This is a genomic window from Streptomyces sp. NBC_00096 (assembly GCF_045041305.1).
Lineage (GTDB): Bacteria > Actinomycetota > Actinomycetes > Streptomycetales > Streptomycetaceae > Streptomyces.
Genome location: NZ_CP108221.1, coordinates 5,773,690 through 5,796,498 on the forward strand (window position 1 = coordinate 5,773,690; position 22,809 = coordinate 5,796,498).

At 73.4% G+C, this 22,809-nt stretch carries 24 protein-coding genes; 17 read left to right on the forward strand and 7 right to left on the reverse strand.

Annotation, left to right across the window (positions count from 1 at the left end; genetic code table 11):
- Positions 1-27 precede the first annotated feature (27 nt).
- The 4 genes from pheS (at position 28) to OG904_RS25525 (ending at position 6,232) form a co-directional block, all read left to right on the forward strand.
- On the forward strand, positions 28-1,155 hold the full coding sequence (gene pheS / locus OG904_RS25510) for a phenylalanine--tRNA ligase subunit alpha (protein WP_405494752.1): 1,128 nt from the start codon (positions 28-30) through the stop codon (positions 1,153-1,155).
- On the forward strand, positions 1,155-3,683 hold the full coding sequence (gene pheT / locus OG904_RS25515) for a phenylalanine--tRNA ligase subunit beta (protein ID WP_405494754.1): 2,529 nt from the start codon (positions 1,155-1,157) through the stop codon (positions 3,681-3,683). Before pheS ends, pheT begins: the two co-directional genes overlap by 1 nt.
- A gap of 627 nt (positions 3,684-4,310) precedes the next feature.
- Positions 4,311-5,648, forward strand: coding sequence for a transcriptional regulator (locus OG904_RS25520; protein WP_405494756.1), 1,338 nt, complete (start codon positions 4,311-4,313; stop codon positions 5,646-5,648).
- A gap of 62 nt (positions 5,649-5,710) precedes the next feature.
- Positions 5,711-6,232 carry an NUDIX hydrolase gene (locus tag OG904_RS25525; RefSeq protein ID WP_405494758.1) on the forward strand — a complete coding sequence of 174 codons (522 nt, stop codon included), beginning with the start codon at positions 5,711-5,713 and terminating at the stop codon, positions 6,230-6,232.
- A gap of 27 nt (positions 6,233-6,259) precedes the next feature.
- Here the strand turns inward: OG904_RS25525 and OG904_RS25530 are convergent, their stop codons facing one another.
- On the reverse strand, positions 6,260-7,156 hold the full coding sequence (locus tag OG904_RS25530; protein ID WP_267814889.1) for a 3-hydroxybutyryl-CoA dehydrogenase: 897 nt from the start codon (positions 7,154-7,156) through the stop codon (positions 6,260-6,262).
- 151 nt (positions 7,157-7,307) lie between these two features.
- Here OG904_RS25530 and OG904_RS25535 point away from each other — a divergent pair, with 151 nt between their 5' ends.
- The gene (locus OG904_RS25535) at positions 7,308-8,606 is read left to right on the forward strand and encodes a glycoside hydrolase family 10 protein (protein WP_405494760.1); all 1,299 of its coding nucleotides are present in this window, start codon (positions 7,308-7,310) and stop codon (positions 8,604-8,606) included.
- Between the two features lie 68 nt (positions 8,607-8,674).
- Here the strand turns inward: OG904_RS25535 and OG904_RS25540 are convergent, their stop codons facing one another.
- Both OG904_RS25540 and OG904_RS25545 read right to left on the reverse strand, forming a co-directional pair.
- Positions 8,675-8,872, reverse strand: coding sequence for a DUF1918 domain-containing protein (locus tag OG904_RS25540; protein ID WP_405494762.1), 198 nt, complete (start codon positions 8,870-8,872; stop codon positions 8,675-8,677).
- A 105-nt stretch (positions 8,873-8,977) separates the two neighbouring features.
- Positions 8,978-9,913: a DMT family transporter gene (locus OG904_RS25545; protein ID WP_405494764.1), complete on the reverse strand. Its 936-nt coding sequence runs from the start codon at positions 9,911-9,913 to the stop codon at positions 8,978-8,980.
- Here OG904_RS25545 and OG904_RS25550 point away from each other — a divergent pair.
- The 3 genes from OG904_RS25550 to OG904_RS25560 are packed head-to-tail and all read left to right on the forward strand — an operon-like array spanning position 9,912 to position 12,799.
- Complete coding sequence (locus tag OG904_RS25550) at positions 9,912-11,381, forward strand: PLP-dependent aminotransferase family protein (protein ID WP_405494766.1); 1,470 nt, start codon at positions 9,912-9,914, stop codon at positions 11,379-11,381. The genes OG904_RS25545 and OG904_RS25550 overlap by 2 nt on opposite strands.
- A gap of 31 nt (positions 11,382-11,412) precedes the next feature.
- The gene (locus OG904_RS25555; protein WP_405494768.1) at positions 11,413-11,988 is read left to right on the forward strand and encodes a histidine phosphatase family protein; all 576 of its coding nucleotides are present in this window, start codon (positions 11,413-11,415) and stop codon (positions 11,986-11,988) included.
- A gap of 40 nt (positions 11,989-12,028) precedes the next feature.
- Complete coding sequence (locus OG904_RS25560; RefSeq protein WP_405494770.1) at positions 12,029-12,799, forward strand: N-acetyltransferase; 771 nt, start codon at positions 12,029-12,031, stop codon at positions 12,797-12,799.
- Here OG904_RS25560 and OG904_RS25565 read toward each other — a convergent pair whose 3' ends face one another.
- Together OG904_RS25565 and OG904_RS25570 are read right to left on the reverse strand one after the other, a co-directional pair.
- Complete coding sequence (locus OG904_RS25565) at positions 12,800-13,201, reverse strand: hypothetical protein (protein WP_405494772.1); 402 nt, start codon at positions 13,199-13,201, stop codon at positions 12,800-12,802.
- A gap of 18 nt (positions 13,202-13,219) precedes the next feature.
- Entirely contained in the window at positions 13,220-13,999 is a 780-nt protein-coding gene (locus OG904_RS25570; protein WP_405494774.1) for a LysR family substrate-binding domain-containing protein, read from the reverse strand.
- Positions 14,000-14,057: 58 nt separating this feature from the next.
- Between OG904_RS25570 and OG904_RS25575 the strand changes: the two genes are divergently transcribed.
- From OG904_RS25575 to OG904_RS25585, 3 genes are all read left to right on the forward strand, one after another.
- On the forward strand, positions 14,058-14,492 hold the full coding sequence (locus OG904_RS25575; protein WP_405494776.1) for a DUF5997 family protein: 435 nt from the start codon (positions 14,058-14,060) through the stop codon (positions 14,490-14,492).
- 94 nt (positions 14,493-14,586) lie between these two features.
- The gene (locus OG904_RS25580; protein ID WP_405494778.1) at positions 14,587-15,042 is read left to right on the forward strand and encodes a helix-turn-helix transcriptional regulator; all 456 of its coding nucleotides are present in this window, start codon (positions 14,587-14,589) and stop codon (positions 15,040-15,042) included.
- Between the two features lie 9 nt (positions 15,043-15,051).
- Positions 15,052-15,468, forward strand: coding sequence for a VOC family protein (locus tag OG904_RS25585; RefSeq protein WP_405494780.1), 417 nt, complete (start codon positions 15,052-15,054; stop codon positions 15,466-15,468).
- A gap of 30 nt (positions 15,469-15,498) precedes the next feature.
- On the opposite strand, the gene OG904_RS25590 is transcribed toward OG904_RS25585, so the two are convergent.
- Positions 15,499-16,209, reverse strand: coding sequence for a DUF6215 domain-containing protein (locus OG904_RS25590; protein WP_405494782.1), 711 nt, complete (start codon positions 16,207-16,209; stop codon positions 15,499-15,501).
- A gap of 172 nt (positions 16,210-16,381) precedes the next feature.
- Positions 16,382-16,660: a hypothetical protein gene (locus tag OG904_RS25595; protein ID WP_405494784.1), complete on the reverse strand. Its 279-nt coding sequence runs from the start codon at positions 16,658-16,660 to the stop codon at positions 16,382-16,384.
- Positions 16,661-16,950: 290 nt separating this feature from the next.
- Between OG904_RS25595 and OG904_RS25600 the strand changes: the two genes are divergently transcribed.
- From OG904_RS25600 to OG904_RS25625, 6 genes are all read left to right on the forward strand, one after another.
- On the forward strand, positions 16,951-17,817 hold the full coding sequence (locus tag OG904_RS25600) for a hypothetical protein (protein ID WP_405494786.1): 867 nt from the start codon (positions 16,951-16,953) through the stop codon (positions 17,815-17,817).
- Positions 17,818-17,885: 68 nt separating this feature from the next.
- On the forward strand, positions 17,886-18,914 hold the full coding sequence (gene argC, locus OG904_RS25605) for an N-acetyl-gamma-glutamyl-phosphate reductase (RefSeq protein WP_405494788.1): 1,029 nt from the start codon (positions 17,886-17,888) through the stop codon (positions 18,912-18,914).
- The gene (gene argJ / locus OG904_RS25610) at positions 18,911-20,068 is read left to right on the forward strand and encodes a bifunctional glutamate N-acetyltransferase/amino-acid acetyltransferase ArgJ (protein WP_405494790.1); all 1,158 of its coding nucleotides are present in this window, start codon (positions 18,911-18,913) and stop codon (positions 20,066-20,068) included. The genes argC and argJ overlap by 4 nt, the downstream gene beginning before the upstream one ends.
- Entirely contained in the window at positions 20,065-20,973 is a 909-nt protein-coding gene (argB, locus tag OG904_RS25615) for an acetylglutamate kinase (protein ID WP_328297716.1), read from the forward strand. Before argJ ends, argB begins: the two co-directional genes overlap by 4 nt.
- A complete protein-coding gene (locus tag OG904_RS25620) occupies positions 20,970-22,199 on the forward strand; it encodes an acetylornithine transaminase (protein ID WP_405494793.1) in 1,230 nt (409 codons plus the stop codon). The genes argB and OG904_RS25620 overlap by 4 nt, the downstream gene beginning before the upstream one ends.
- A 22-nt stretch (positions 22,200-22,221) precedes the next feature.
- Complete coding sequence (locus OG904_RS25625; RefSeq protein ID WP_405494795.1) at positions 22,222-22,785, forward strand: arginine repressor; 564 nt, start codon at positions 22,222-22,224, stop codon at positions 22,783-22,785.
- Positions 22,786-22,809 lie beyond the last annotated feature (24 nt).

The following is a 22,809-nucleotide window of genomic DNA, read 5'->3' on the forward strand; positions in this document are numbered from 1 at the left end:
AGCCAGCCATCGGAAGTACGGGAAGAGATGTCGGCACCGAACAAGTCGTACGACCCTGTTGAGGTCGAGGCACTGAAACCGGATGAGATCGAGCGCATGCGGGACGAGGCGCTCGCCGCCTTCGCCGCCGCCGGCGACCTCGACGAGCTTCGCGAGGCGAAGACGGCGCACATGGGCGACCGCTCGCCCCTGGCGCTCGCCAACCGCGAGATCGGCGCGCTGCCCCCCCAGGCCAAGGCCACGGCGGGCAAGCTCGTGGGCCAGGCCCGGGGCGCCGTGAACAAGGCCTTCGGGGCCCGCACGGTCGCGCTCGAGGCCGAGCGCGACGAGCGGGTGCTGGTCGAGGAGGCGGTGGACGTCACGCTGCCCCACGACCGCGTGCCCGCCGGCGCCCGGCACCCCCTGACCACGCTGATGGACCGCATCGCGGACATCTTCGTGGCCATGGGGTACGAGGTCGCGGAGGGCCCCGAGGTCGAGGCGGAGTGGTTCAACTTCGACGCCCTCAACTTCACGCCCGACCACCCGGCGCGCCAGATGCAGGACACCTTCTTCGTCCGCGGGCCGGAAGGCACCCAGGGCGACGAGTCCGGCGTCGTGCTGCGCACCCACACCTCCCCGGTGCAGGCGCGCTCGCTGCTGGAGCGCAAGCCCCCCGTCTACATCGTGTGCCCCGGGCGGGTGTACCGCACCGACGAGCTCGACGCGACGCACACCCCGGTCTTCCACCAGGTCGAGCTGCTCGCCGTGGACGAGGGCCTGACCATGGCGGACCTCAAGGGCACCATGGACCACATGGTCCAGGAGCTGTTCGGCGAGGGCACCACCACGCGCCTGCGCCCGCACTTCTTCCCCTTCACCGAGCCGTCCGCCGAGATGGACATGCAGTGCTACGTGTGCCGCGGCGAATCGGTGGGCAACCCCGACCGCCCGTGCCGTACCTGCTCCAGCGAGGGCTGGATCGAGCTCGGCGGCTGCGGCATGGTCAACCCCAAGGTGCTCGTCGCCTGTGGTGTGGACCCGGAGAAGTACAGCGGGTTCGCCTTCGGCTTCGGCATCGAGCGGATGCTGATGTTCCGCCACAACGTAGAAGACATGCGAGACATGGTCGAGGGTGACGTCCGTTTCACCCGGCCGTTCGGGATGGAGATCTGATGCGGGTCCCGCTTTCTTGGCTGCGGGAGTACGTCGACCTCCCCGCCGGTGAAACCGGTCGCGACGTCGCGGCCAAGCTCGTCGACGCCGGTCTCGAGGTCGAGACGGTCGAGCAGCTCGGCGGCGGGCTCAAGGGCCCGCTCGTCGTCGGCCAGGTGCTGACCATCGAGGAGCTCGAGGGCTTCCGCAAGCCGATCCGGTTCTGCACGGTGGACGTCGGCTCGGCCAACGGCACCGGTGAGCCGCAGGAGATCGTCTGCGGCGCCCGGAACTTCTCCGTCGGCGACAAGGTCGTCGTGGTCCTGCCCGGCGCGGTGCTGCCCGGCGACTTCGCGATCGCCGCGCGCGAGACGTACGGCCGCACCTCGCACGGCATGATCTGCTCCGGCGACGAGCTGGGCATGGGCGACGACGGCACGCACGGCATCATCGTGCTGCCGCACGAGCACGAGGTCGGCACCGACGCGATCAAGCTCCTGGAGCTGGTCGACGAGGTCCTCGACATCGACATCACCCCGGACCGCGGCTACTGCATGTCCATGCGGGGTGTGGCCCGCGAGGCCGCCACCGCGTACGGCCTGCCGCTGCGCGACCCGGCGCTGCTCGACGTGCCCGCGCCGAACTCGTACGGCTACGCCGTCAAGATCGACGACCCGCAGGGCTGCGACCGCTTCACCGCGCGCACCGTGACCGGTCTCGATCCGGAGGCGCGCTCCCCGATCTGGCTCAGCCGGCGCCTGCAGAAGGCGGGCATGCGCCCGATCTCGCTCGCCGTCGACATCACCAACTACGTGATGCTGGAGCTCGGCCAGCCGCTGCACGCCTACGACCGCTCGCGCATCGACGGCGCCATCGGCGTCCGCCGCGCCGAGCAGGGCGAGAAGTTCACCACCCTCGACGGGGTCAAGCGCACGCTCGACTCCGAGGACCTGGTGATCACCGACAACAGCGGCCCGATCGGGCTCGCCGGTGTCATGGGCGGTGCCAACACCGAGATCGCCGACTCCGTCACCGACCCCGATACGGGCGCCGTCACCGGCACCACCGACGTGGTCGTGGAGGCCGCGCACTTCGACTCCGTGTCGATCTCGCGCACCGCCCGCCGCCTCAAGCTGTCCTCCGAGGCCTCCAAGCGCTTCGAGCGCGGCGTCGACCCGCAGGCCGCCGCGGCGGCCGCGCAGCGGACCGTCGACCTGCTCGTGCTGCTCGCGGGCGGCACCGCCGAGGCCGGCGTCACCGAGCTCACCGCCCCGGGCGCCCCGCGCACCATCGCGATGAGCGCGGACCACCCCGACAAGGTCGCGGGCATGGAGTACGGCCGCGAGACCGTCGTACGCCGCCTGCAGGAGGTCGGCTGCGACGTCTACGGCCAGGACGAGCTCGTCGTCACCACGCCCTCGTGGCGGCCCGACCTCGCCGAGCCCAACGACCTCGCCGAGGAAGTCATCCGGCTGGAGGGCTACGGGAACCTCCCCTCCACCCTCCCGCAGGTGCCCTCCGGCCGCGGTCTGACCGCCCGGCAGCAGCTGCACCGCCGGGTCGGCCGCGCGCTGGCCGGCGCGGGCTACGTCGAGGCGCTCAGCTACCCGTTCCTGGGCGAGGGCGTCTTCGACCAGCTCCAGCTGCCCGCGCACGACGCCTCCCGCCAGGTCGTCAAGCTGGTCAACCCGATCTCCGACGAGGAGCCGGCGCTGCGCACCACGCTGCTGCCGGGTCTGCTGGGCGCGCTGCGCCGCAACGACAGCCGGGGCAGCCACGACCTCGCGCTCTTCGAGACCGGCTCGGTCTTCCGCGCCGCCGCGCAGCCGGGCGTCGCCGTACGGCTGCCCGTCGACCGGCGTCCCACGGACGAGGAGATCGCCACCCTGAACGCCGCCCTGCCCGCGCAGCCGCGCTACGCCGCGGTCGTGCTGGCCGGCGCGCGTGAGCAGGCCGGCTGGTGGGGCAAGGGCCGTCCGGCCGACTGGGCCGACGCGGTCCAGGCGGCGCGCTCGCTGGCCGTCGAGGCCGGTACGGAGCTGGTCGTGCGCCAGGGCCAGTACGGTCCCTGGCACCCGGGCCGCTGCGCCGAGCTGCTCGTCACGCTCGACGGGGTGGAGACGGTCATCGGCCACGCCGGTGAGCTGCACCCGCGGGTGGTCAAGGCGATGGGCCTGCCGGCCCGCACCAGCGCCATGGAGCTCGACCTGGACCGCCTCGCGGCGGCCGGTGGCGAGGCCCTGCAGGCGCCCCGGATCTCCTCCTTCCCGGTGGCGACCCAGGACGTGGCGCTGATCGTGGACGCTTCGGTGCCGGCCACCTCGGTGGAGGCCGCGCTGCGCAAGGGCGCCGGTGAACTGCTGGAGTCCCTGCGGCTGTTCGACGTGTTCGAGGGCGAGCAGGTGGGCGAGGGCAAGAAGTCCCTGGCCTATGCGCTGCGCTTCCGCGCGGCGGACCGGACGCTGACCGCCGAGGAGTCCACGGCGGCCCGTGACGCGGCCGTTGCCCTGGCAGGGGAGCGGACGGGCGCGGTGCTGCGCGGCGCGTAGCCGCCGCCGCTCATGGCCCCGAGGGGGTGCGTCCCGATCCGGGACGCACCCCCTCGCGCGTTCCCCGCGCGGGGCTGCCCTGCGGGGCCGTCCCCTACCCGCCCTTCCACCGTTCCCCGGGCTCTGCCCGGACCCCCGTCCTCAAACGCCGGACGGGCTGAAAAGATCGCCTCAATCGCCGGCGGGGCTGGATTCATCCAGCCCCGCCGGCGATTGAGGCGTTTCGGGAAGGGGCGGGGTGGGGGCGCGGACGTCCGGGCCGGTACCGGGGACCGTGCGGGCCGGTGGGGGGCCACGCGGGCCGGGCCCGGTGGGTGGGCCCGGCCCGCGTTCGGCCGGCTCGGCCGGGACCCGGCGACCAACCAGGGCCCGGCGGAGCCGGAGCGCGCCGCCCGCCTGCCGTGGAGTGTCGGGCAGACAACAGGACGGGCGGCGCGGTTGGCGGGTCGTCGCACTGTACGAGGGGGAGCCGACGACCCGGGTCACCTCTTGGCGAGGCCCCTAAGTGAAGCGCCCGCACGGGCCCCCGCGGCAGGGTGCGTATCGCATTTATGCGCGTACTCCGTTCACACCCCGTGTGAAGCGCGCACCCACTAGCCTGGGAACGAAGAGCCCTTGGAGCGGCCCATGCAGCCCAATGCCCTGCTCGACGCCCTCCTCGCCGAGGCGGGCATGTCCCACGCAGGACTCGCCGCGCACGTGAACCAGGCGGGCCGCACCCGCGGACTGGCCCTGCGCTACGAACACACCGCCGTGACCCGGTGGTTGAAGGGCCAGCGCCCCCGCGGCCAGGTCCCCGACCTGATCTGCGAGGTGATCGGGGGCCGGCTGCGGCGCCCGCTCTCCCTTGACGATGTGGGGTTCGGCGTGCCCGGCCAGGGCACCGACCCGCCCGGCTCCCCGCTCAGCGGCTTCGTCGACCGCGCGGCCGCCCTGTGGCGCTGCGACGGCAACGGCCGCCAGTTCCCCGATGCCGGTGTCCTCACCGGTACGCCCGCGGTGATCCCCGTGTGGGAGTGGGAGAACCCGCCGGAGGACGTGGACGTGTCCCGCGAGGGGCCGAACCGGGTCGGCCCCGAGCACGTGGAGATCCTGCGGGCCGCCCGCGCGCACTACGAGCTGATGTACCGCCGGGCCGGCGGCGTGGCCACCCGCGACCGCATCGTCCGCTTCCTCGGCACCGAGACCGCCCCGATGCTGCGCGGCAGTTACTCCGACGGCCTGGGCCGCAGTCTGCACCGGGCGGGCGGTTCCCTGGTGGCGGTGGCGGGGATCTGCGCGTACGACTCGGATGCGCACGGACTGGCCCAGCGCTACTTCCACCAGGCCCTGCGCCTGGCCAAGGCGAGCGGGGACCGCGGGCTCGGGGCCTATGTGATCGCGCTGATCGTCAACCAGTGCCTGCACCTGCGGGAGTTCCGCCAGGCCGTGGCCTTCGCCGAGGCGGCCCTGCGCGCGGCCGGCCGGCACACCACCCCGGCGCTCGCCGCCGACCTGTACGCGATGCAGGCCAAGGCCTACGCCCAGCTCGGAGACACCGCGGCCGCGCTGGCCTGCATCCGCAACGCGGAGGCGGCCGCCGAGCGGATCCGGCCCGGGACGGAGCCGGACGAGACGGGGTATGTACAGCCCGGGCTGGTCAACGTACAGGTGGCCGAGGCGCTGCTCGGGATCGGTGACCTGCGGGCGGCCCACGAGCAGGCCACGGCCGCCGTCGGGACCCCCGCGCACGACCGGGGCCGGGTGCACCGGCTGGCGATGCTGTGCGAGATCCAGCTGCGGCAGGGCGAGGCCGACCAGGCGGTGGCTTCGGCGGCCGAGATGGCCGAGCGGGCCCGGGGGATGGAGTCGCTGCGCCTGCGCGACCGGCTGCGCGCGGTCCGCGAACAGCTGCTGACCAGCGGTTGTTCGAAGGCGGAAGAGACGGCCGAGCTCATCGACGGAGCGCTGCGCGTTCCCCTGTGACGGGGTGAACTGCTGCCATGTTGCCACCTACTCGATCGGAAGGTGGCAGAACCGTGCAGTGGATGAACTTGAGTGAGCAGACCGTGTACAAGAACCGCTGGTTCGACGTGAATCTCGCCGACGTGGAGCTCCCCGACGGCCGGCACCTGGACCACTTCGTGATCCGGCTGCGCCCGGTCGCCGTCGCCACGGCCGTGAACGAGGCCAACGAGGTGCTGCTGCTGTGGCGCCACCGCTTCATCACCGACAGCTGGGGCTGGGAACTGCCCGCCGGGGTCGTCGAGGACGGCGAGTCGCCGGAGGGCGCCGCCGCGCGGGAGATGGAGGAGGAGTCGGGCTGGCGGCCCGGACCCCTGCACCACCTGATGACCGTGGAGCCGTCCAACGGGCTGACCGACGCCCGCCACCACCTCTACTGGGCGGAGGAGGCCACCTGGACGGGTCATCCCCAGGACGATTTCGAGTCCTCGCGCCGGGAGTGGGTACCGCTCAAGCTGGTCCCCGACATGATCGCCCGCGGCGAGGTCCCGGCCGCCAACATGGCGGCCGGGCTGCTGCTCCTGCATCACCTGCGGCTCGGCTGAGCCCGCCGGCGGCCGGTCGCGGGACGGTCAGCCGTACGGGTAGAAGCCCGAGCCCGTCTTGCGGCCGAGGCGGCCGGCGTCGACCATCCGCTGGAGCAGCGGGGGAGCCGCGTACAGGGGCTCCTTGAACTCCGCGTACATCGAGTCGGCCACCGAGGCCACCGTGTCCAGACCGATGAGGTCCGCGAGCTTCAGCGGGCCCATCGGGTGGGCGCAGCCCAGCTCCATGCCGTTGTCGATGTCCTCGCGGCTCGCGATGCCCGACTCGAACATCCGGATCGCGGACAGCAGGTACGGGATGAGGAGCGCGTTGACGACGAAGCCGGAGCGGTCCTGGGCGCGGATGGCGTGCTTGCCCAGCGCGCCCCCGACCAGGGCCTCGGCGCGCTTGATCGTCTCGTCGCTCGTGGTCAGCGCCGGGATCAGCTCCACGAGCTGCTGCACCGGGGCCGGGTTGAAGAAGTGGATGCCGATGACCTGGTCGGGACGCGAGGTCGCGACGGCCAGCTTGACCAGCGGAATCGAGGAGGTGTTGGAGGCGAGGATCGCGTCCGGGCGGGTGACCACCTGGTCCAGGACCTGGAAGATCTCCGTCTTGACCTGCTCGTTCTCGACGACCGCCTCGATGACGAGGTCACGGTCGGCGAACTCGCCGAGGTCGGTGGTGAACGACAGGCGGGCCAGGGTCGCGTCCCGCTCCTCCTCGCTGATCTTGCCGCGTTCGGCGGCCCTCGTCAGCGAGGTGTGCAGCCGGGTCCGACCGAGTTCGAGGGCCTCGCCGGTGGTCTCGGCGACCATCACCTCGAGACCGCTGCGGGCGAACACCTCCGCGATGCCCGCGCCCATCTGGCCACAGCCCACTACGCCGACGCGTGCGATGTCGTCTGGGAGGTCCGTCACATCGTGCCTTTCGCTGCTCTCCATCGCGGGTCCCCCGTACTCGTGCAGTGGTAACTGCGTTCCGGCGCCCGCCACGCCCCCCGACGTTACCCCCGACCTTGCCCGGCGTGGCGGGCCGGGGCGGGCATGCTGGGCGGACACCAGGCAATGTCACTCAGCGGAACGGAGTCGTCACATGGCGTCCATCGGGAGGCGGGGAGTACTGGCCGGCGCGGCGGCGGCACTGGCCGCGGCGGCGACGGCGGCCCCCGCGCGGGCGGGCAGATCGCCGGGGGCGGCCGGGAGCACCGACGCGGCCGGGAGCCCCGCCGCGGCCCGGGAGGCCGGTGCTCCCCGGGCGGCCGGGCCGGAGTTCCGCGGGGTGTGGGCCGCCACCGTGCAGAACGTGGACTGGCCCTCCGAGAGCGGGCTCCCCGCACGGGAGCAGCGCGCCGAGCTGCTGGCCCTCCTCGACACCGCCGTCCGGCGCCGCCTCAACGCGGTGATCCTCCAGGTGCGGCCCACCGCCGACGCCATGTGGCCCGCCGCGCGCGAGCCGTGGTCGCAGTGGCTGACCGGCGAGCAGGGAGCCGACCCCGGCTGGGACCCGCTGGGCACCGCGGTCACCGAAGCGCACGCCCGCGGGCTCGAACTGCACGCCTGGTTCAACCCGTACCGCGTGGCCAACCACACCGACCCGGGCCTGCTCGTCCCGGAGCACCCGGCCCGCCGCAACCGGGGCTGGACCGTCCCCTACGGCGGCAAGCTGTACTACAACCCCGGACTGCCCGAGGTGCGCCGCTTCGTCCAGGACGCCATGCTCGACGCCGTCGCCCGCTACCCCGTCGACGGCGTGCACTGGGACGACTACTTCTACCCGTACCCCGTCGAGGGCCGGGAGTTCGACGACGACGCCGCCTACGAGAAGTACGGCCGGTCCTTCGCCACCCGCGCCGACTGGCGCCGCCACAACACCGACACCCTGGTCCGCGAGATGTCCGGACGGCTGCGGGCACTGCGCCCCGCGGCGCGGTTCGGCATCAGCCCCTTCGCCGTCTGGCGCAACTCCGACCGCGACCCGCTCGGTTCACCGACGCAGGCGGGGGTCGCCACGTACGACGACCTGTACGCGGACACCCGCAAGTGGGTGCGCGAGGGCTGGATCGACTACATCGTGCCGCAGGCGTACTGGCAGATCGGCCATCCGGCCGCCGACTACGCCGACATCGTCCCCTGGTGGGCGAAGACCGTCGCCGGCACCCGCGTCCAGCTCTACGTGGGGGAGGCGCTCTACCGCTGCGACGCGGAGAGCTCCACCGCGGCCTGGCGCGATCCGCGCGAGCTGTCCCGGCACGTGCGCTTCGCCCGCGGATACCCCGAGGTCCGCGGCCATGCCTACTTCTCCGCGAAGCAGGTGGCCGCGGACCCCAACGGGGCGATGGCGCGCGTGGTCGCCGACCACTACCCGACGAAGGCGGCGGTGCCGCCGCGCTGAGCAGGGCCGTCGACCGGCGGCTGTTGGCCGTCGGTTGTCGGCCATCGGGTTGTTGCGCCGGGCGGGGCTCAGCGCTCGTGATCGGCCGGGTGCGTCACGACGCAGTCGGGGCCGGGGGACATGACGGCCTCGTGCCCGTCCGTGAAGCGGACCCGGTAGGGAGGGGTGCCGTTCTCCCCCAGGACCTGGGTGATCTCTCCGACCTTGTCGTGCTGGCCCACGATCCTGCCGTGCTGAACCAGCTGGTCGCCCTCGCTCGCGTGCATGGCTGACCTCCTCGGTGGCGGTCCGATCCGGTGCTAGCAGTTTAGGTCGTTTCGCGGCTGTTTGACCCGCCGAATCGGGCGGTCCGTGCAGACCGGCGGGGCAGCTCAGGCCCGCCCGGTCCGCTCGGGCCGCTGGGTCACGGCGATGCAGACGAGCACCGCCGAGGCGGCGGCGGGCGCGGCCGGGGACAGGTGTTCGCCGAGCAGCAGCACCGACCACAGCAGGGTCAGCAGCGGCTGCGCGAGCTGGAGCTGGCTCGCGCGGGCCGCGCCGATCTCGGCCATGCCCCGGTACCAGACGTAGAGGCCGAGGAAGGCGGAGCCGACCGCCACCCAGACGAGCCCGGCCACGCCGTGCCAGGTCAGCCGGACCGGCTCGTACGCGAGCCCGAGCGCGGAGCCGAGCAGGCCGATCGGCAGGCACAGCACCAGCGCCCAGGCGATCACCTGCCAGCCGGGCATCAGCCGGGCCAGGCGGCCGCCCTCGGTGTACCCGGCCGCGCACACCAGCAGCGCGCCGAAGAGGAACGCGTCGCCGCCCGAGAGGGAGCCGCCGCTCTGGGCCACGGTGAAGGCCAGGACGACGGCCGCCCCGGCGACGGCCGCAGCCCAGAAGCGCCGGGAGGGCCGCGCCCCGGTGCGCAGCGAGGACACGATCGCGGTGGTGAGCGGCAGCAGGCCGACCACGACGGCGGCGTGCGAGGTGGTGGAGGTCTGCAGGGCGAGCGTGGTCAGCAGCGGGAAGCCCACGACCACGCCGCCGGCGACGACCACGAGGCCCGCCCAGTGGGTGCGGGCGGGGACCGGGGCGCGCAGGGCCAGCAGGAACGCGCCTGCGGTCAGGCCGGCGAGCAGGCAGCGCAGGCCGAAGAGGGACCAGGGTCCGAAGCTCTCCAGGCCCCAGGCGGTGCCCGGGAAGGTCAGCGAGAAGGTGACGACACCGGCCGCCGCGAGGGTGGTGCCCCCGACGCCCGGACGCCGGGCGGCGGTGCCTTCAACTGCTATCGCGGAGGGGAGAGTAGCGCTATTCTGTGCTGTCATGTACGAGCGTAGCAGCGTGGCGGAACTGGCGGAATCCCTCCGAGTGGAGCTGAACCGCTACTCGGTGGATGGAAAGCTCCCCTCCAGTAGGGCCCTCGTCGAGCGCTACCGGGTCAGCCCGGTCACCGTTTCCCGGGCGCTGGCCCAGCTCGCCGCCGAAGGCCTCGTGGTCACCCGCCCCGGAGCCGGGGTCTTCCGCGCCCGGCCCCGTACGCAGGCCCCCGAGCCCGGCGACACCTCCTGGCAGGCCGTGGCGCTGAGCGCCGAGGGCGCCGGCGAGGTGGTCCCGCGCTCCGTCGACGCCTCCGGGGTGCTGGTCACGCTCGCGGCCCCGCCGGCCGGGGTCATCGAGCTGCACAGCGGCTACCTGCACCCCTCGCTCCAGCCCGACCGGGCCATGGCGGCGGCCCTCGCCCGCGCCGGACGGCGGCCCGGGGTGTGGGGCCGGCCGCCCGTGGAGGGCCTGCCGGAGCTGCGGGACTGGTTCGCGCGGCAGATCGGCGGGGCCGTCGGGGCCGCGGACGTCCTGGTCACCTCCGGCGGCCAGAGCGCGCTCACCACCGCCCTGCGGGCGCTCGCCCCGCCCGGGGCGCCGATCCTGGTCGAGTCCCCGACCTACCCCGGACTGCTGGCCATCGCGCGCGCCTCCGGGTGCCGGCCCGTACCCGTCCCGGTGGACGGGCACGGGGTCCGGCCGGAGCTGCTGGCCGCCGCCTTCGAGGCCACCGGGGCGCGGGTGTTCGTATGCCAGCCGCTGTTCCAGAACCCCACCGGGGCGGTGCTGTCCGACGAGCGGCGGGGCGAGGTGCTGCGGATCGCCCGCGCCGCCGGGGCGTTCGTGGTGGAGGACGACTACGCGCGGGCCCTGGCCCACGAGGACGCCGGACCGCTGCCCGCGACGCTCGCGGCCGAGGACCGCGACGGGGTCGTCGTGCACGTGCGCTCGCTGACCAAGGTCACCTCGCCCAGCCTGCGGGTGGGCGCCCTGGCCGCCCGCGGACCGGTCTTCGACCGGCTGCGCGCCATCCAGGTCGTGGACAGCTTCTTCGTGCCCCGGCCGCTCCAGGAAGCCGCCCTGGAGCTGGTCGGCGCACCCGCCTGGCCGCGCCACCTCAAGGCCGTGGCCACCGAACTGCGCCACCGGCGCGATGTCCTCTCGGGGGCGCTGCGCCGGGAGCTGCCGCAGCTGGAGGTGCCCCATCTGCCGGTCGGCGGCTACCAGTTGTGGGCGCGGCCCGGCGCGGGCGCGGACGATGCGGCCTTCGCGGCGGCCGCCCTGCGCGCCGGGGTCGCGGTCGCGCCCGGGCGGGCGTACTTTTGCGCGGAACCGCCGGGTCCGTTCGTCCGGCTGAGTTTCGCCGGGGTCTCCGGTGCGGGCGAGCTGACGGAGGCCGTCCGGCGGCTGCGCTCCGGGCTGGGGGACGCCCTCGGGGGAGGGGCCGGCGGCGGGCTTCGTCCCGACGCTTGACCCCGTGCGGCACCCGGATCACCATCGCCGCATGCATGTTCGGGTTTCGCTAGTCGCAGCAGCCCGTAGTACCTCGCTGCTCGCCGAGCGCTTCGACGACGACCGTCCCATCGACGTGGACGGCTGGCGCGCGGTGGCGTCCGCCGCGCGCGGGCTCGTACCCCTGGGCTCGGCCGAGCTCCGCTACTGTTCGCCGACTTCGCGCAGCCGGGCCACGGGGGCCGCGCTCGGGTACGCGCCGATGGCGCAGCCCGCGCTGCGGGAGTGCGACATGGGCCGCTGGCGCGGGCTCACCCTGGCGGAGGTGGCGGCCCGGGAGCCCGCCGCCGTGGACCTCTGGCTCGCCGACCCCCGCGCCGCGCCGCACGGCGGGGAGTCCCTGCTCGCCTTCATCGCCCGGATCGGCGGCTGGCTCGACACCCGGCCGGCGGACGACGGGGGAGCGATCGTGGCGGTCGCGGAGCCCTCGGTGGTCCGGGCGGCGCTCGTGTACGCGCTGAACGCGCCGCCGCTGACCTACTGGAACGTGGACGTCCGCCCCCTGTCCACGGTCACCCTGGCGGGCCGGCCGCGGTGTTGGCACCTCTCCCTCCAGGCGCCCGTGTAATCGGGTTGAGGCGCAGGTGGGAGCCGTTTAGCCTGCGGGGATGAACGGCAACACGGACATCCGGATCACCACGCTCGCGGAGCGGCCCGAACTGGTCGACGCCCTCTGGGGGATGAAGGACTCGTGGCCCGAGTTCGCCACCCAGGACCCGCTCGCCTGGCTGCTGTACCCGCGCATGGTGGCGGAACTCCCGGACTACGTCTTCGTCGCGACCGACGGGACCTCCGGAGAGGTCGTCGCCAAGGCGTTCAGCGTGCCGTTCGCCCTCCACACGGCGGGCCGGGACGGGCAGTTGCCCGCGCAGGGCTGGGACCGGGTCCTCCTGTGGGCCTTCTCCGACCTGCGCCGGGCGGTGGAGCCCGACACGGTCAGCGCCATCGAGATCAGCATCCGGCCGGACCGCCAGGGCGAGGGGCTCTCGGGGCGGATGCTCGCCGCGATGCGGGAGGCCGCCCGGGCACGCGGTTTCGCCGAGGTGGTGGCCCCGGTCCGGCCCAGCGGGAAGCCGGCCGAGCCGGACGCCTCGATCCACGAGTACGCGTACCGCACCCGTGAGGACGGCCTCCCGCACGACCCGTGGCTACGGGTCCACGTGCGGGCGGGCGGCGTCATCGACTCGGTGGCCCCGCTGTCGATGACGATCAGCGGCTCCCTCGAGCAGTGGCGCGAGTGGACCGGCCTCCCCTTCGACACGGCCGGCCCGGTCCGCGTCCCGGGCGCCCTGACCCCGGTCCGCTGTGAACCGGAGCAGGGGTACGCGGTGTACGTGGAGCCGAACGTCTGGGTCCGGCACCCGCTGGGCCCGGCCTAGTCAGAGCAGCGCGACGGGGGCGGTGGCGGAGGAGGGCAGGTAGATCTCGCCGATGCCCCCGTAGTTCGCCCGGTAGCCGCGCAGGAGTTCGTCCAGCGGGATCGTCAGCCGGGCCGGGGTGTCGCAGCGGGCCGCCCCGAACTGGTCGGTGACGGTGCTGCAGAGGGTGCGGCCGCCGAGGGTGGTGAAGGTGACCGGTACGCCGTCCAGCCCGGCCGGGGCGTCCGCGATCCGCACGGTGGTGCTGAGGTTCCTGACGCCGAACAGCAGCCCGTTCAGCTTCGCCGGACCGGCCGTCGCGACGGTGGCCACGGCGGGCCGGACCTGCCCGGGGGCGTCGCAGAGCTGCGCCGCGGGGGAGTAGACCTGCCCGCTGGGGCAGGCCACCACGGTGGCGACCATCTTCAGTCCGGTGACGGCCTAGCGGCCGCGCGGCTTGCCGCGCTTGCCGGTGGACTTGGCCGTGGCCTTGCCGCCCTTGGGCGCTCCGGCGCGCGGGTTCTTGGCGGCCGGCTTGCCGCCCGAGCGCGGGGCGGGCTTGCGCTGCGGCTTCGCCTTCTTCGCCTCCGGCTCCGGCTGGGTCCGGCCACGCCCGCGCGAGCTGTTGACGGTCCGCCCGCGCACGATCCCGATGAATTCCTCGACCAGGTCGGGGGTGGTCTCCGCCTCGGGCCACGACAGCGCCACGCGCGATTCGGGGGCGCCCAGCAGGGTCCGGTACGTGAGGTCCTTGCGGTGGTGCAGCCGTGCGAGCGACTGGGGCACGACGAGGAGCCCGATGCCCGCGGCCACCAGCTCGATCGCGTCCGCCGTCGTCTCGGGGCGCTCCAGCGCGGGCTTGCCCGGCAGCTGCTCCCAGTCGAGGGTGTCGTCCAGCGGGTGGAGCACGATGTCGTCGGCCAGCTCCTCCAGCGACAGCTCCTCGGCCGCGGCCATGAGGTGGTCCTTCGGGATCACCACGACCGTGGTCTCGGTGTAGAGCGGGATCGCGCTGAGGTCCGTACGGTCGATCGGCAGCCGGACGAATCCGGCGTCGGCTCCGCCGCCGCACAGCAGGGCGGGGGCTTCGGCCGGGGTGACCTGGACGAGGGTCAGTGCGACGTCGGGCAGCCGCTCCTTCCAGATCCGGACCCACTTGGTGGGAGTCACCCCGGGGACGTATGCGAGCTGGAACGAGGGGGGTGTCCGGGAGTCTGTCACCCGGCCAGATTACCGGCCGTGGTCGGAGGTAGCGCACATGCTCGATACCCTTGACCCCATGACGTCGCACCAGACCGCCCAGACCATGAAGCCCGCGACCGCGGCGAAGAAGCTGGGTGTGTACCTCGAAGCCACCCCCGCAGAGTTCCAGGAGGGTGTCGTTTCGCGCACCGAGCTGGCCGCCCTCCAGGCCGAGCCGCCCCAGTGGCTGCAGGACCTCCGGAACAACGGCCCGCACCCCCGTCCGGTGGTGGCGGCGAAGCTGGGCATCTCCATCTCCGGCCTGGCCCGCGGCGGTGTCACCGAGGCGCTCACCACCGAGCAGATCGAGGCCCTGAAGCAGGAGCTGCCGGAGTGGCTCGCGAAGGAGCGCGCCACCCAGGCCGATGTCCGCAAGGAGACCGTCCGCATCAAGCAGATGCAGGCGGAGAAGTCGGAGAAGTCCGAGAAGTCGGACAAGGCCGGGAAGACCGAGAAGCCGGCGCGTTCCTGACCCTGCGCCGCACCTCGCGCCGCACCCCCCGATCGGCCTCCGGGGCCGCCAAGGCCCCCCGCCCGCTCCGTCCCGCCGTGAGATGCTGGGGCGCGTGACGATCGAGGACCTGGTGCGGCTGCGGCGCGCCCGGGACGTGATGGACCGCGACTACGCGCAGCCACTGGACGTCCCGGCACTGGCGGGCGTCGCCCTCATGTCGCCCGGGCACTTCTCGCGCAGTTTCCGCGCGGCCTTCGGGGAGAGCCCGTACAGCTACCTGATGACCCGCCGCGTCGAGCGGGCGAAGGCGCTGCTGCGCCGGGGCGACCTGAGCGTGACCGAGGTCTGTTTCGCGGTCGGGTGCACCTCGCTGGGGTCCTTCAGCTCGCGCTTCACCGAGCTGGTCGGCGAGAGCCCGAGCGCCTACCGGGCCCGCCCCCACGAGGAGGGTGCGGCCATCCCGGCGTGCGTCGCCAAGATGCTCACGCGCCCGGTCCGCGGCGGCCGGCCGGCCACCGCCGGACGGCCCGCCAGCCATGGGGAAGCGGGATCCGCGGCCGCGCCGTAGCGTCGGGGCATGACCATCAAGCTCGCGCAGTGCTTCATCGCCGTCGACGACCACGACAAGGCGCTCGCCTTCTACCGCGACGCCCTCGGTATGGAGGTCCGCAACGACGTCGCCTTCGAGGGGATGCGCTGGGTGACCGTCGGCTCGCCCGTACAGCCCGACGTGGAGATCGTCCTCGAACCGCCGCTCGCCGACCCGGGCGCCTCGCCGGCCGACCGGCGGACCATGGCGGAACTGCTGGCCAAGGGCGTGCTCCGCGGGGTCATCTTCTCGACCGACGACGTGGACGCCACCTTCGAGCGCGTCCGGGCCGCCGGCGCCGAGGTGGTGCAGGAGCCGGCCGACCAGCCGTACGGGGTCCGCGACTGCGCCTTCCGCGACCCGGCCGGCAACCTGGTCCGCTTCAACCAGCCCGGCAATCGCTGACCCCTCACCGGGCGGCCTCACCCGTCGGCCTCACCCGGCGGTGGTCCACCCCGGAACCGTCGGCAGCACCTGCTCGGCGACGCGGAGCAGCACCGCGTCGTCGGGCACCGCTCCGTCCTTGCGCCACAGGCTCACATCGAAGGAGCCCCCGCTGTCCTGCGCGTCCCGGGCCAGGATGACGGCCCGGACGGGAACACCGGGACGGGTCTCGGTGGTGACGCCCCCGACGCGGAGGCTGACGTCGAGCGTCCGGTCCGAGTAGAGGTACGCGGGGCGGCCCAGGACCGTCCGCGGTCCCGTGCCGTTCGTGAGCAGGCCGGCGTACGTGGCCAGGGGGAGGTGGCTGTAGGTGGCCGACAGCGCCACGGTGTAGCCCCCGATCTCGACCCTGGCCGTCGGGGTGGCGATCTCCTGGCCGTCGGCGTCCCGGCGGGAGCCGCCCCGGCCGTAGGCGATCGTCGCGAGCTCCTCCCCAGTGCCGAGCAGGTCGGCGAGGTCGGGGCGGTTCAGGGCCGCGCACAGCTCGGCCCCGGATACGTGCCGGGCCGTTTCCCCGTCGCTCCGCACCGGCTCCTCGGGCCCGCCGCCCGAGCAGGCGGCGGGCTTGCGGGCCCGCTCGGCGGACTCGGCCTGCCCGACGGCCCACAGGCCGACGCCGAGCGACCCGACCAGTACCAGGGCCGTAAAGGCCTGCCCCCACGCGCCCGCGCCCCCGGGGCGCGCGCCGATATCGTCTGCCATGTCCCCCACCTGCGGTGATCCCCCGATACGTGCCCCTGGTACGTGCCCCGGGACACTAGCCCGTGATCAACAGGCGGACAAGTGCGTTATCGGGCGCCACGGCGCCACGGCGCCACGGCGCCGCACCCGGCCCGGCCGGCCGCGTACGGCGCTCGCCTCCGCGGGGCGGGGCCTACTTGTCGGACAGGCCGCAGGCGGTGACCGCGGTCCCGTTGGTGACGCCGCTGCCCTTGGTCAGACCGGTCACGCATTCGTCGTGGGCGCCGGTCACCGCGAAGTAACACGCCGCCCGGACGGCTGCCGGAGTCTCGCCGCGGGTCTTCAATTCCTGCTCGACTTTGTTGATGCAGTCGGAGGGGTCCGCGTGGGCGGCGGGGGCCGTGAGGGCCGCGCCGCCGAAGGCGAGGATCAGACCGGTGAGGACATGTGCGATACGGGTCGACGTGCGCATGGGACGTACCTGCTCTCCGGGATCACCGCGCGGCTCCGGAACCCGGTCGGGCCGGGACCACGTGGAACGGCGCCGAGCGCACACGGCCGACCTGCGGCCACGGGGCCCGGCCCCCGCACCGGACCGGCTCGACAGGGATCCCCCTCATCCGACGCTAGAACAGCCCCCGGCCACCCGCACCCGGAACCGTCCTCCCTCGCCGGCCTGCGGCTGGACCGCCCCGCCGACCGGCGATGATGGGCCGGTGCGGACCCCGCGGTGGTGTCCGGCGGGTTCCCGGGGGTGGGGCAGTGATCGAGGTCGGGGAGCACGGCGCGTTCAGCGTGAACGGTGTCGGCACGGAGAGCCGGCCGTTCCCGCTGAGCTTCAGTGTCCGCGAGGCCGAAGGGGTGTGGTCGGTGGCGGCCGGGGCGGCCCGGGCGGGCGAGTTGGCCGACCTGCTCGGGGCCGCGGCGAACGACGCGGTCGCGGTGGTGTCGCTGGCGACCAACTCCTACCTGGACGAGGAATGGCGGCCGCTGAAGCCCTCGCTGATCGCGGCCCAGCTCGGCGTGCCGTGCACGGTCCACCCCCTCGGATCCTGGGCGTCCGGCACGTACGGACTCGCGGAGGAGCTCCTGGTCCTGGACCGCGACCTCCTGCCCCGTCTCCTCGACGGCAGCTGGTCACCGTACGAGCTCACTCTGATCGACGTACCCGCCCACGTGACCCCGGAGCAGCTCGACGAGCTCGCCCTCGTGCTCGGCGCGACCGGAGCCGACGAGTCCCTCCTGAGCCTCCTGGGAGTCTCCCGGGTCTGGTTCTCGGGCCACGACGACTGCTACGCGTTGCTGGAAACCCGCGACCCCGCCCTGCCGGCCGCGGTCCTGGCGCGGCTGCTGGCCCTGCTGGCGGGCTCCGCCCTCACCGAACTCACCGGGAGGCCCTCCGTGCGCGTTCCCGAGCCCGGGCCCCTGCTGCCCGGGCAGCTGATCGCCACCGCACCCCACTGGATCGGAGCCCTGGGCGAAGTCACCGGGGACCTGGTGACGATCGGGCTGGCCGCCCTGGCGGACCCGTGGCGGCTGGACGCTCCGTTCCCGGACCGGGCCGACCTCACCGCGACGCTCGACGTACACCGCGGCACCTGGCGGATCACGCACACACTGGGACTGTGAGCCCACCGGATGGCTTTGCATAAACGTGCGGTCGTACGTATAGTCATGCCATCGAGGAGGAGGGTCCGATGGTGGTACGTGTAGCGGTGGCCGGTGCGAGCGGGTACGCGGGCGGGGAGGTGCTGCGCCTGCTGCTGGCCCACCCCGAGGTGGAGATCGGGGCGCTGACCGCGAACTCCAACGCCGGGCAGCTGCTCGGCTCGCTCCAGCCGCACCTGGTGCCGCTGGCCGGGCGCACCCTGGAGGCGACCACGCCCGAGGTGCTCGCCGGGCACGACGTCGTCTTCCTGGCCCTGCCGCACGGGCAGTCCGCCGCCGTCGCCGCCCAGCTCGGCGCGGAGGTCCTCGTCGTCGACATGGGCGCCGACCACCGGCTCCGGGACTCCGCCGACTGGGACAAGTTCTACGGCGCCCCGCACGCCGGCACCTGGCCCTACGGCCTGCCCGAGCTGCCGGGGGCCCGCGCCGCGCTGGCGGGGTCCAAGCGGATCGCCGTCCCCGGCTGCTACCCGACCGCCGTCTCCCTCGCGCTCTTCCCGGCCTACGCCGCCCAGCTCGCCGAGCCCGAGGCCGTGATCGTCGCCGCCACCGGAACCTCCGGCGCGGGCAAGGCGCTCAAGCCGCACCTGCTCGGCTCCGAGGTCATGGGCTCCATGAGCCCGTACGGGGTCGGCGGCGGTCACCGCCACACCCCCGAGATGGTGCAAAACCTCAGCCCCGTCGCCGGGCAGCGGGTCTCCGTGTCGTTCACACCGACGCTGGCCCCGATGTCCCGCGGCATCCTCGCCACCTGCACCGCCAAGGCACAGGCGGGCACCACCGCCGACGCGGTCCGTGCCGCGTACGAGAAGGCGTACGCCGACGAGCCCTTCGTGCACCTGCTGCCCGAAGGCCAGTGGCCGGCGACGGCGTCCGTCTACGGTTCCAACGCCGTTCAGATCCAGGTCGCGTACGACGAGGCCGCGCAGCGGATCATCGCCATCAGCGCCATCGACAACCTCACCAAGGGCACCGCCGGCGGCGCGGTCCAGAGCATGAACATCGCCCTCGGCCTCCACGAGAGCCTGGGTCTTTCCACGATCGGAGTCGCACCGTGAGTGTCACGGCAGCACAGGGGTTCACGGCGGCGGGCATCGCCGCCGGGATCAAGGCAAACGGCAATCCGGACCTGGCCCTCGTGGTCAACAACGGGCCGCGTCTGGCCGCCGCGGGCGTCTTCACCTCCAACCGCGTCAAGGCCGCGCCGGTCCACTGGTCCGAGCAGGTCCTGCGCGGCGGCACCGTCAGCGCGGTCGTCCTCAACTCCGGCGGCGCCAACGCGTGCACCGGCCCCAAGGGGTTCCAGGACACCCACGCCACCGCCGAGCAGGTCGCGCAGGCCCTCGGCGGCGAGGTCAACGCCGGTGAGGTCGCCGTCGCGTCCACCGGTCTGATCGGCGTCCTGCTCCCCATGGACAAGCTGCTGCCCGGCATCGACGCCGCCGCCGCCGAGCTGTCCGCCGACGGCGGCGAGGCCGCCGCCATCGCCATCAAGACCACCGACACCGTCCACAAGACGGCCACCGTCAGCCAGGACGGCTGGACCGTCGGTGGCATGGCCAAGGGCGCGGGCATGCTCGCCCCGGGCCTGGCCACCATGCTCGTCGTGCTGACCACCGACGCCGACCTGGACGGCGCCACCCTCGACAAGGCGCTGCGCGCCGCGACCCGCACCACCTTCGACCGGGTCGACTCCGACGGCTGCATGTCCACCAACGACACGGTGCTCCTGCTCGCCTCCGGCGCGTCCGGCCGGGCGCCCGCGTACGAGGCGTTCGCCGAGGCCGTGCGCACGGTCTGCGACGACCTGGCCCGCCAGTTGATCGGCGACGCCGAGGGCGCCAGCAAGGACATCCGCATCGAGGTCATCGGGGCGGCCACCGAGGAGGACGCGGTCGAGGTCGGCCGGTCCATCGCCCGCAACAACCTGCTCAAGTGCGCCATCCACGGCGAGGACCCGAACTGGGGCCGCGTCCTGTCCGCGATCGGCACCACGAAGGCCGCCTTCGACCCGGACCGGCTGAACGTCGCCATCAACGACGTCTGGGTCTGCAAGAACGGCTCCGTCGGCGAGGACCGCGACCTGGTGAGCATGAAGGGCCGGGAGGTCCGCATCACCGCCGACCTGTCCACCGGTTCCGAGTCCGCGGTCATCTGGGCCAACGACCTGACCGCCGAGTACGTCCACGAGAACAGCGCGTACTCCTCATGAGCACCGCACGCAAGCACACCGCGCTGCCCAAGGCCCAGATCCTCATCGAGGCCCTGCCCTGGCTGACCCGCCACAACGGCAAGGTCGTCGTCATCAAGTTCGGCGGCAACGCCATGATCGACGAGGACCTCAAGGCCGCCTTCGCCCAGGACGTGGTCTTCCTGCGCCAGGCGGGCCTGAAGCCGGTCGTCGTGCACGGCGGCGGCCCGCAGATCAACGCCCAGCTGGACAAGCAGGGGCTGGTCAGCGAGTTCAAGGCGGGCCTGCGCGTCACGACGCCGGAGGCGATGGACGTCGTACGGATGGTCCTGGCCGGTCAGGTCCAGCGCGAGCTGGTCGGACTGCTCAACCAGCACGGGCCGCTCGCCGTCGGCATGACCGGCGAGGACGCCCACACGATCACCGCCACCAAGCACACCCCCGAGATCGACGGCGAGAGCGTCGACATCGGGCGGGTCGGCGAGATCACCGCCATCGACACCGGCGCGATCGAGGCGCTGCTGGCGGACGGCCGGATCCCGGTCATCTCCTCCATCGCCCGCAGCGCCGACGACCACCACGTGTACAACGTGAACGCGGACACGGCCGCCGCGGCGCTCGCCGCCGCGCTCGGCGCCGAGACGCTGATGGTCCTCACCGACGTGGAGGGGCTCTACGCGGACTGGCCGAGCAGCGACGAGGTCATCAGCCGGCTCACGGTCAGCGAGCTGGAGAAGCTGCTGCCCGAGCTGTCCAGCGGCATGGTCCCGAAGATGGAGGGCTGCCTGCACGCGGTCCGCAACGGGGTGACCACCGCCAGGGTGATCGACGGTCGGGTGCAGCACTCGATCCTGCTGGAGATCTTCACGGACGAGGGAATCGGCACGATGGTCGTGCCCGACGCACAGGGAGGGGAACCCGCATGACCGCCACCCAGGGGACCAGCGGCCAGGAGACCGGCAACGAGCGGTACGCCGCCCGCTGGCAGGGCGCGCTGACCAACAACTACGGCACCCCCGCGCTGGCCCTCGTACGCGGCGCCGGCGCCCAGGTCTGGGACGCGGACGGCAAGCAGTACACCGACTTCGTCGGCGGCATCGCGGTCAACGCCCTCGGTCATGCCCACCCGGCGATCGTCGCGGCGGTGACCGGGCAGGTCTCCACCCTCGGCCACGTCTCCAACCTCTACGCCTCCGAGCCGGTCCTCGCGCTCGGCGAACGACTGCTCCAGCTCTTCGGCCGCTCCGGCAAGGTTTTCTTCTGCAACTCCGGCGCCGAGGCCGTGGAGGGCGCCTTCAAGATCGGCCGGCTGACCGGGCGGACCCACATGGTCGCCACCGGCGGCGGCTTCCACGGCCGCACCATGGGCGCCCTCGCGCTCACCGGCCAGCCGAAGAAGCGGGAGCCGTTCCTGCCCCTGCCCGGAGACGTCACGCACGTCCCGTACGGCGATGCGGAGGCCCTGCGGGCCGCCGTCACCGAAGAGACCGCGCTCGTGATCATCGAGCCGATCCAGGGCGAGAACGGCGTCGTCGTTCCCCCCGCCGGATACCTGACGGCCGCCCGTGAGATCACCCGGGCCACCGGCACCCTGCTCGTGCTCGACGAGGTGCAGACCGGCGTCGGACGCTGCGGGCAGTGGTTCGAGCATCAGGCCCACGAGGGTGTCGAGCCCGACCTCGTCACACTCGCGAAGGGTCTCGGCGGCGGCCTGCCGATCGGCGCCGTCGTCGCCTTCGGCCCCGCGGCCGACCTGCTCCAGCCCGGCCAGCACGGCACCACCTTCGGCGGGAACCCCGTCGCGTGCGCCGCCGGCCTCGCCGTCATCGACACCATCGCCACCGAGGGGCTCCTCGGCCGGGTCAAGGAGCGGGGTGAACGGCTGCGGTCCGGAATCGAAGGATTCGCACACCCGCTCGTCTCCCACGTCCGCGGTGCGGGTCTTCTGCTGGGTATCGTGCTGACCGAGCCGCTCGCACCGCAGGTGCAGCGAGCGGCTCAGGACGCCGGCTTCCTGGTCAACGCGCCCGCCCCCGACGTCGTACGGCTCATGCCTCCGTACGTACTCACCGAGGCCGAGGTGGACGCGTTCCTCCGGGCCCTGCCCGGTGTGCTCGACGCAGCGAAGTCCGCCGCGGACGTGGACGGATGATCAAACGGGGAATGGGACGACGATGAGTCAGGCGCAGGAACACGAGCCATGGGGGTCCCCCCAGCCGGAGTCCGGGGGTGGCCAGTCCGTTCCGCAGACCCGCACCGCCCGCCACCGCCGGATCGTGGACATCCTCAACCGGCAGCCGGTCCGCTCCCAGAGCCAGCTGGCCAAGCTGCTCGCCGACGACGGCCTGAGCGTCACCCAGGCGACGCTCAGCCGCGACCTCGACGAGCTCGGCGCGGTGAAGATCCGCAACACCGGCGGCGAGCTGATCTACGCGGTACCCAGCGAGGGCGGCTTCCGCACCCCGCAGGCGCCGCTCGGCGAGTCGGCGAAGGAGGAGCGCATGCGGCGCCTCTCCGGCGAACTGCTGATCTCGGCGGAGGCCTCCGCGAACCTCGTGGTCCTGCGCACCCCTCCGGGTGCGGCCCAGTTCCTCGCCTCGGCGATCGACCAGGCCGAACTCCAGGCCATCCTCGGCACCATCGCGGGCGACGACACCCTGATGCTGATCAGCCGTGATCCGGCGGGCGGCCAGGCTCTGGCCGACCACCTGCTGAGGCTGGCCCAGAAAGAGGGCTGAGCCGCCGCGGGCCCGGCAGGATCC

Coding starts and splice junctions, on each gene's coding strand:
- OG904_RS25595 (WP_405494784.1), bottom strand. CDS start 16,660: ATGCGCACGTCGACCCGTATCGCACATGTCCTCACCGGTCTGATCCTC.
- OG904_RS25540 (WP_405494762.1), bottom strand. CDS start 8,872: ATGCACGCGAGCGAGGGCGACCAGCTGGTTCAGCACGGCAGGATCGTG.
- OG904_RS25565 (WP_405494772.1), bottom strand. CDS start 13,201: ATGGTCGCCACCGTGGTGGCCTGCCCCAGCGGGCAGGTCTACTCCCCC.
- OG904_RS25550 (WP_405494766.1), top strand. CDS start 9,912: ATGTACGAGCGTAGCAGCGTGGCGGAACTGGCGGAATCCCTCCGAGTG.
- pheT (WP_405494754.1), top strand. CDS start 1,155: ATGCGGGTCCCGCTTTCTTGGCTGCGGGAGTACGTCGACCTCCCCGCC.
- OG904_RS25530 (WP_267814889.1), bottom strand. CDS start 7,156: ATGGAGAGCAGCGAAAGGCACGATGTGACGGACCTCCCAGACGACATC.
- pheS (WP_405494752.1), top strand. CDS start 28: ATGTCGGCACCGAACAAGTCGTACGACCCTGTTGAGGTCGAGGCACTG.
- argC (WP_405494788.1), top strand. CDS start 17,886: ATGGTGGTACGTGTAGCGGTGGCCGGTGCGAGCGGGTACGCGGGCGGG.
- OG904_RS25545 (WP_405494764.1), bottom strand. CDS start 9,913: ATGACAGCACAGAATAGCGCTACTCTCCCCTCCGCGATAGCAGTTGAA.
- OG904_RS25625 (WP_405494795.1), top strand. CDS start 22,222: ATGAGTCAGGCGCAGGAACACGAGCCATGGGGGTCCCCCCAGCCGGAG.
- OG904_RS25525 (WP_405494758.1), top strand. CDS start 5,711: ATGAACTTGAGTGAGCAGACCGTGTACAAGAACCGCTGGTTCGACGTG.
- OG904_RS25555 (WP_405494768.1), top strand. CDS start 11,413: ATGCATGTTCGGGTTTCGCTAGTCGCAGCAGCCCGTAGTACCTCGCTG.
- argB (WP_328297716.1), top strand. CDS start 20,065: ATGAGCACCGCACGCAAGCACACCGCGCTGCCCAAGGCCCAGATCCTC.
- OG904_RS25560 (WP_405494770.1), top strand. CDS start 12,029: ATGAACGGCAACACGGACATCCGGATCACCACGCTCGCGGAGCGGCCC.
- OG904_RS25590 (WP_405494782.1), bottom strand. CDS start 16,209: ATGGCAGACGATATCGGCGCGCGCCCCGGGGGCGCGGGCGCGTGGGGG.
- OG904_RS25620 (WP_405494793.1), top strand. CDS start 20,970: ATGACCGCCACCCAGGGGACCAGCGGCCAGGAGACCGGCAACGAGCGG.
- OG904_RS25535 (WP_405494760.1), top strand. CDS start 7,308: ATGGCGTCCATCGGGAGGCGGGGAGTACTGGCCGGCGCGGCGGCGGCA.
- OG904_RS25520 (WP_405494756.1), top strand. CDS start 4,311: ATGCAGCCCAATGCCCTGCTCGACGCCCTCCTCGCCGAGGCGGGCATG.
- OG904_RS25575 (WP_405494776.1), top strand. CDS start 14,058: ATGACGTCGCACCAGACCGCCCAGACCATGAAGCCCGCGACCGCGGCG.
- OG904_RS25585 (WP_405494780.1), top strand. CDS start 15,052: ATGACCATCAAGCTCGCGCAGTGCTTCATCGCCGTCGACGACCACGAC.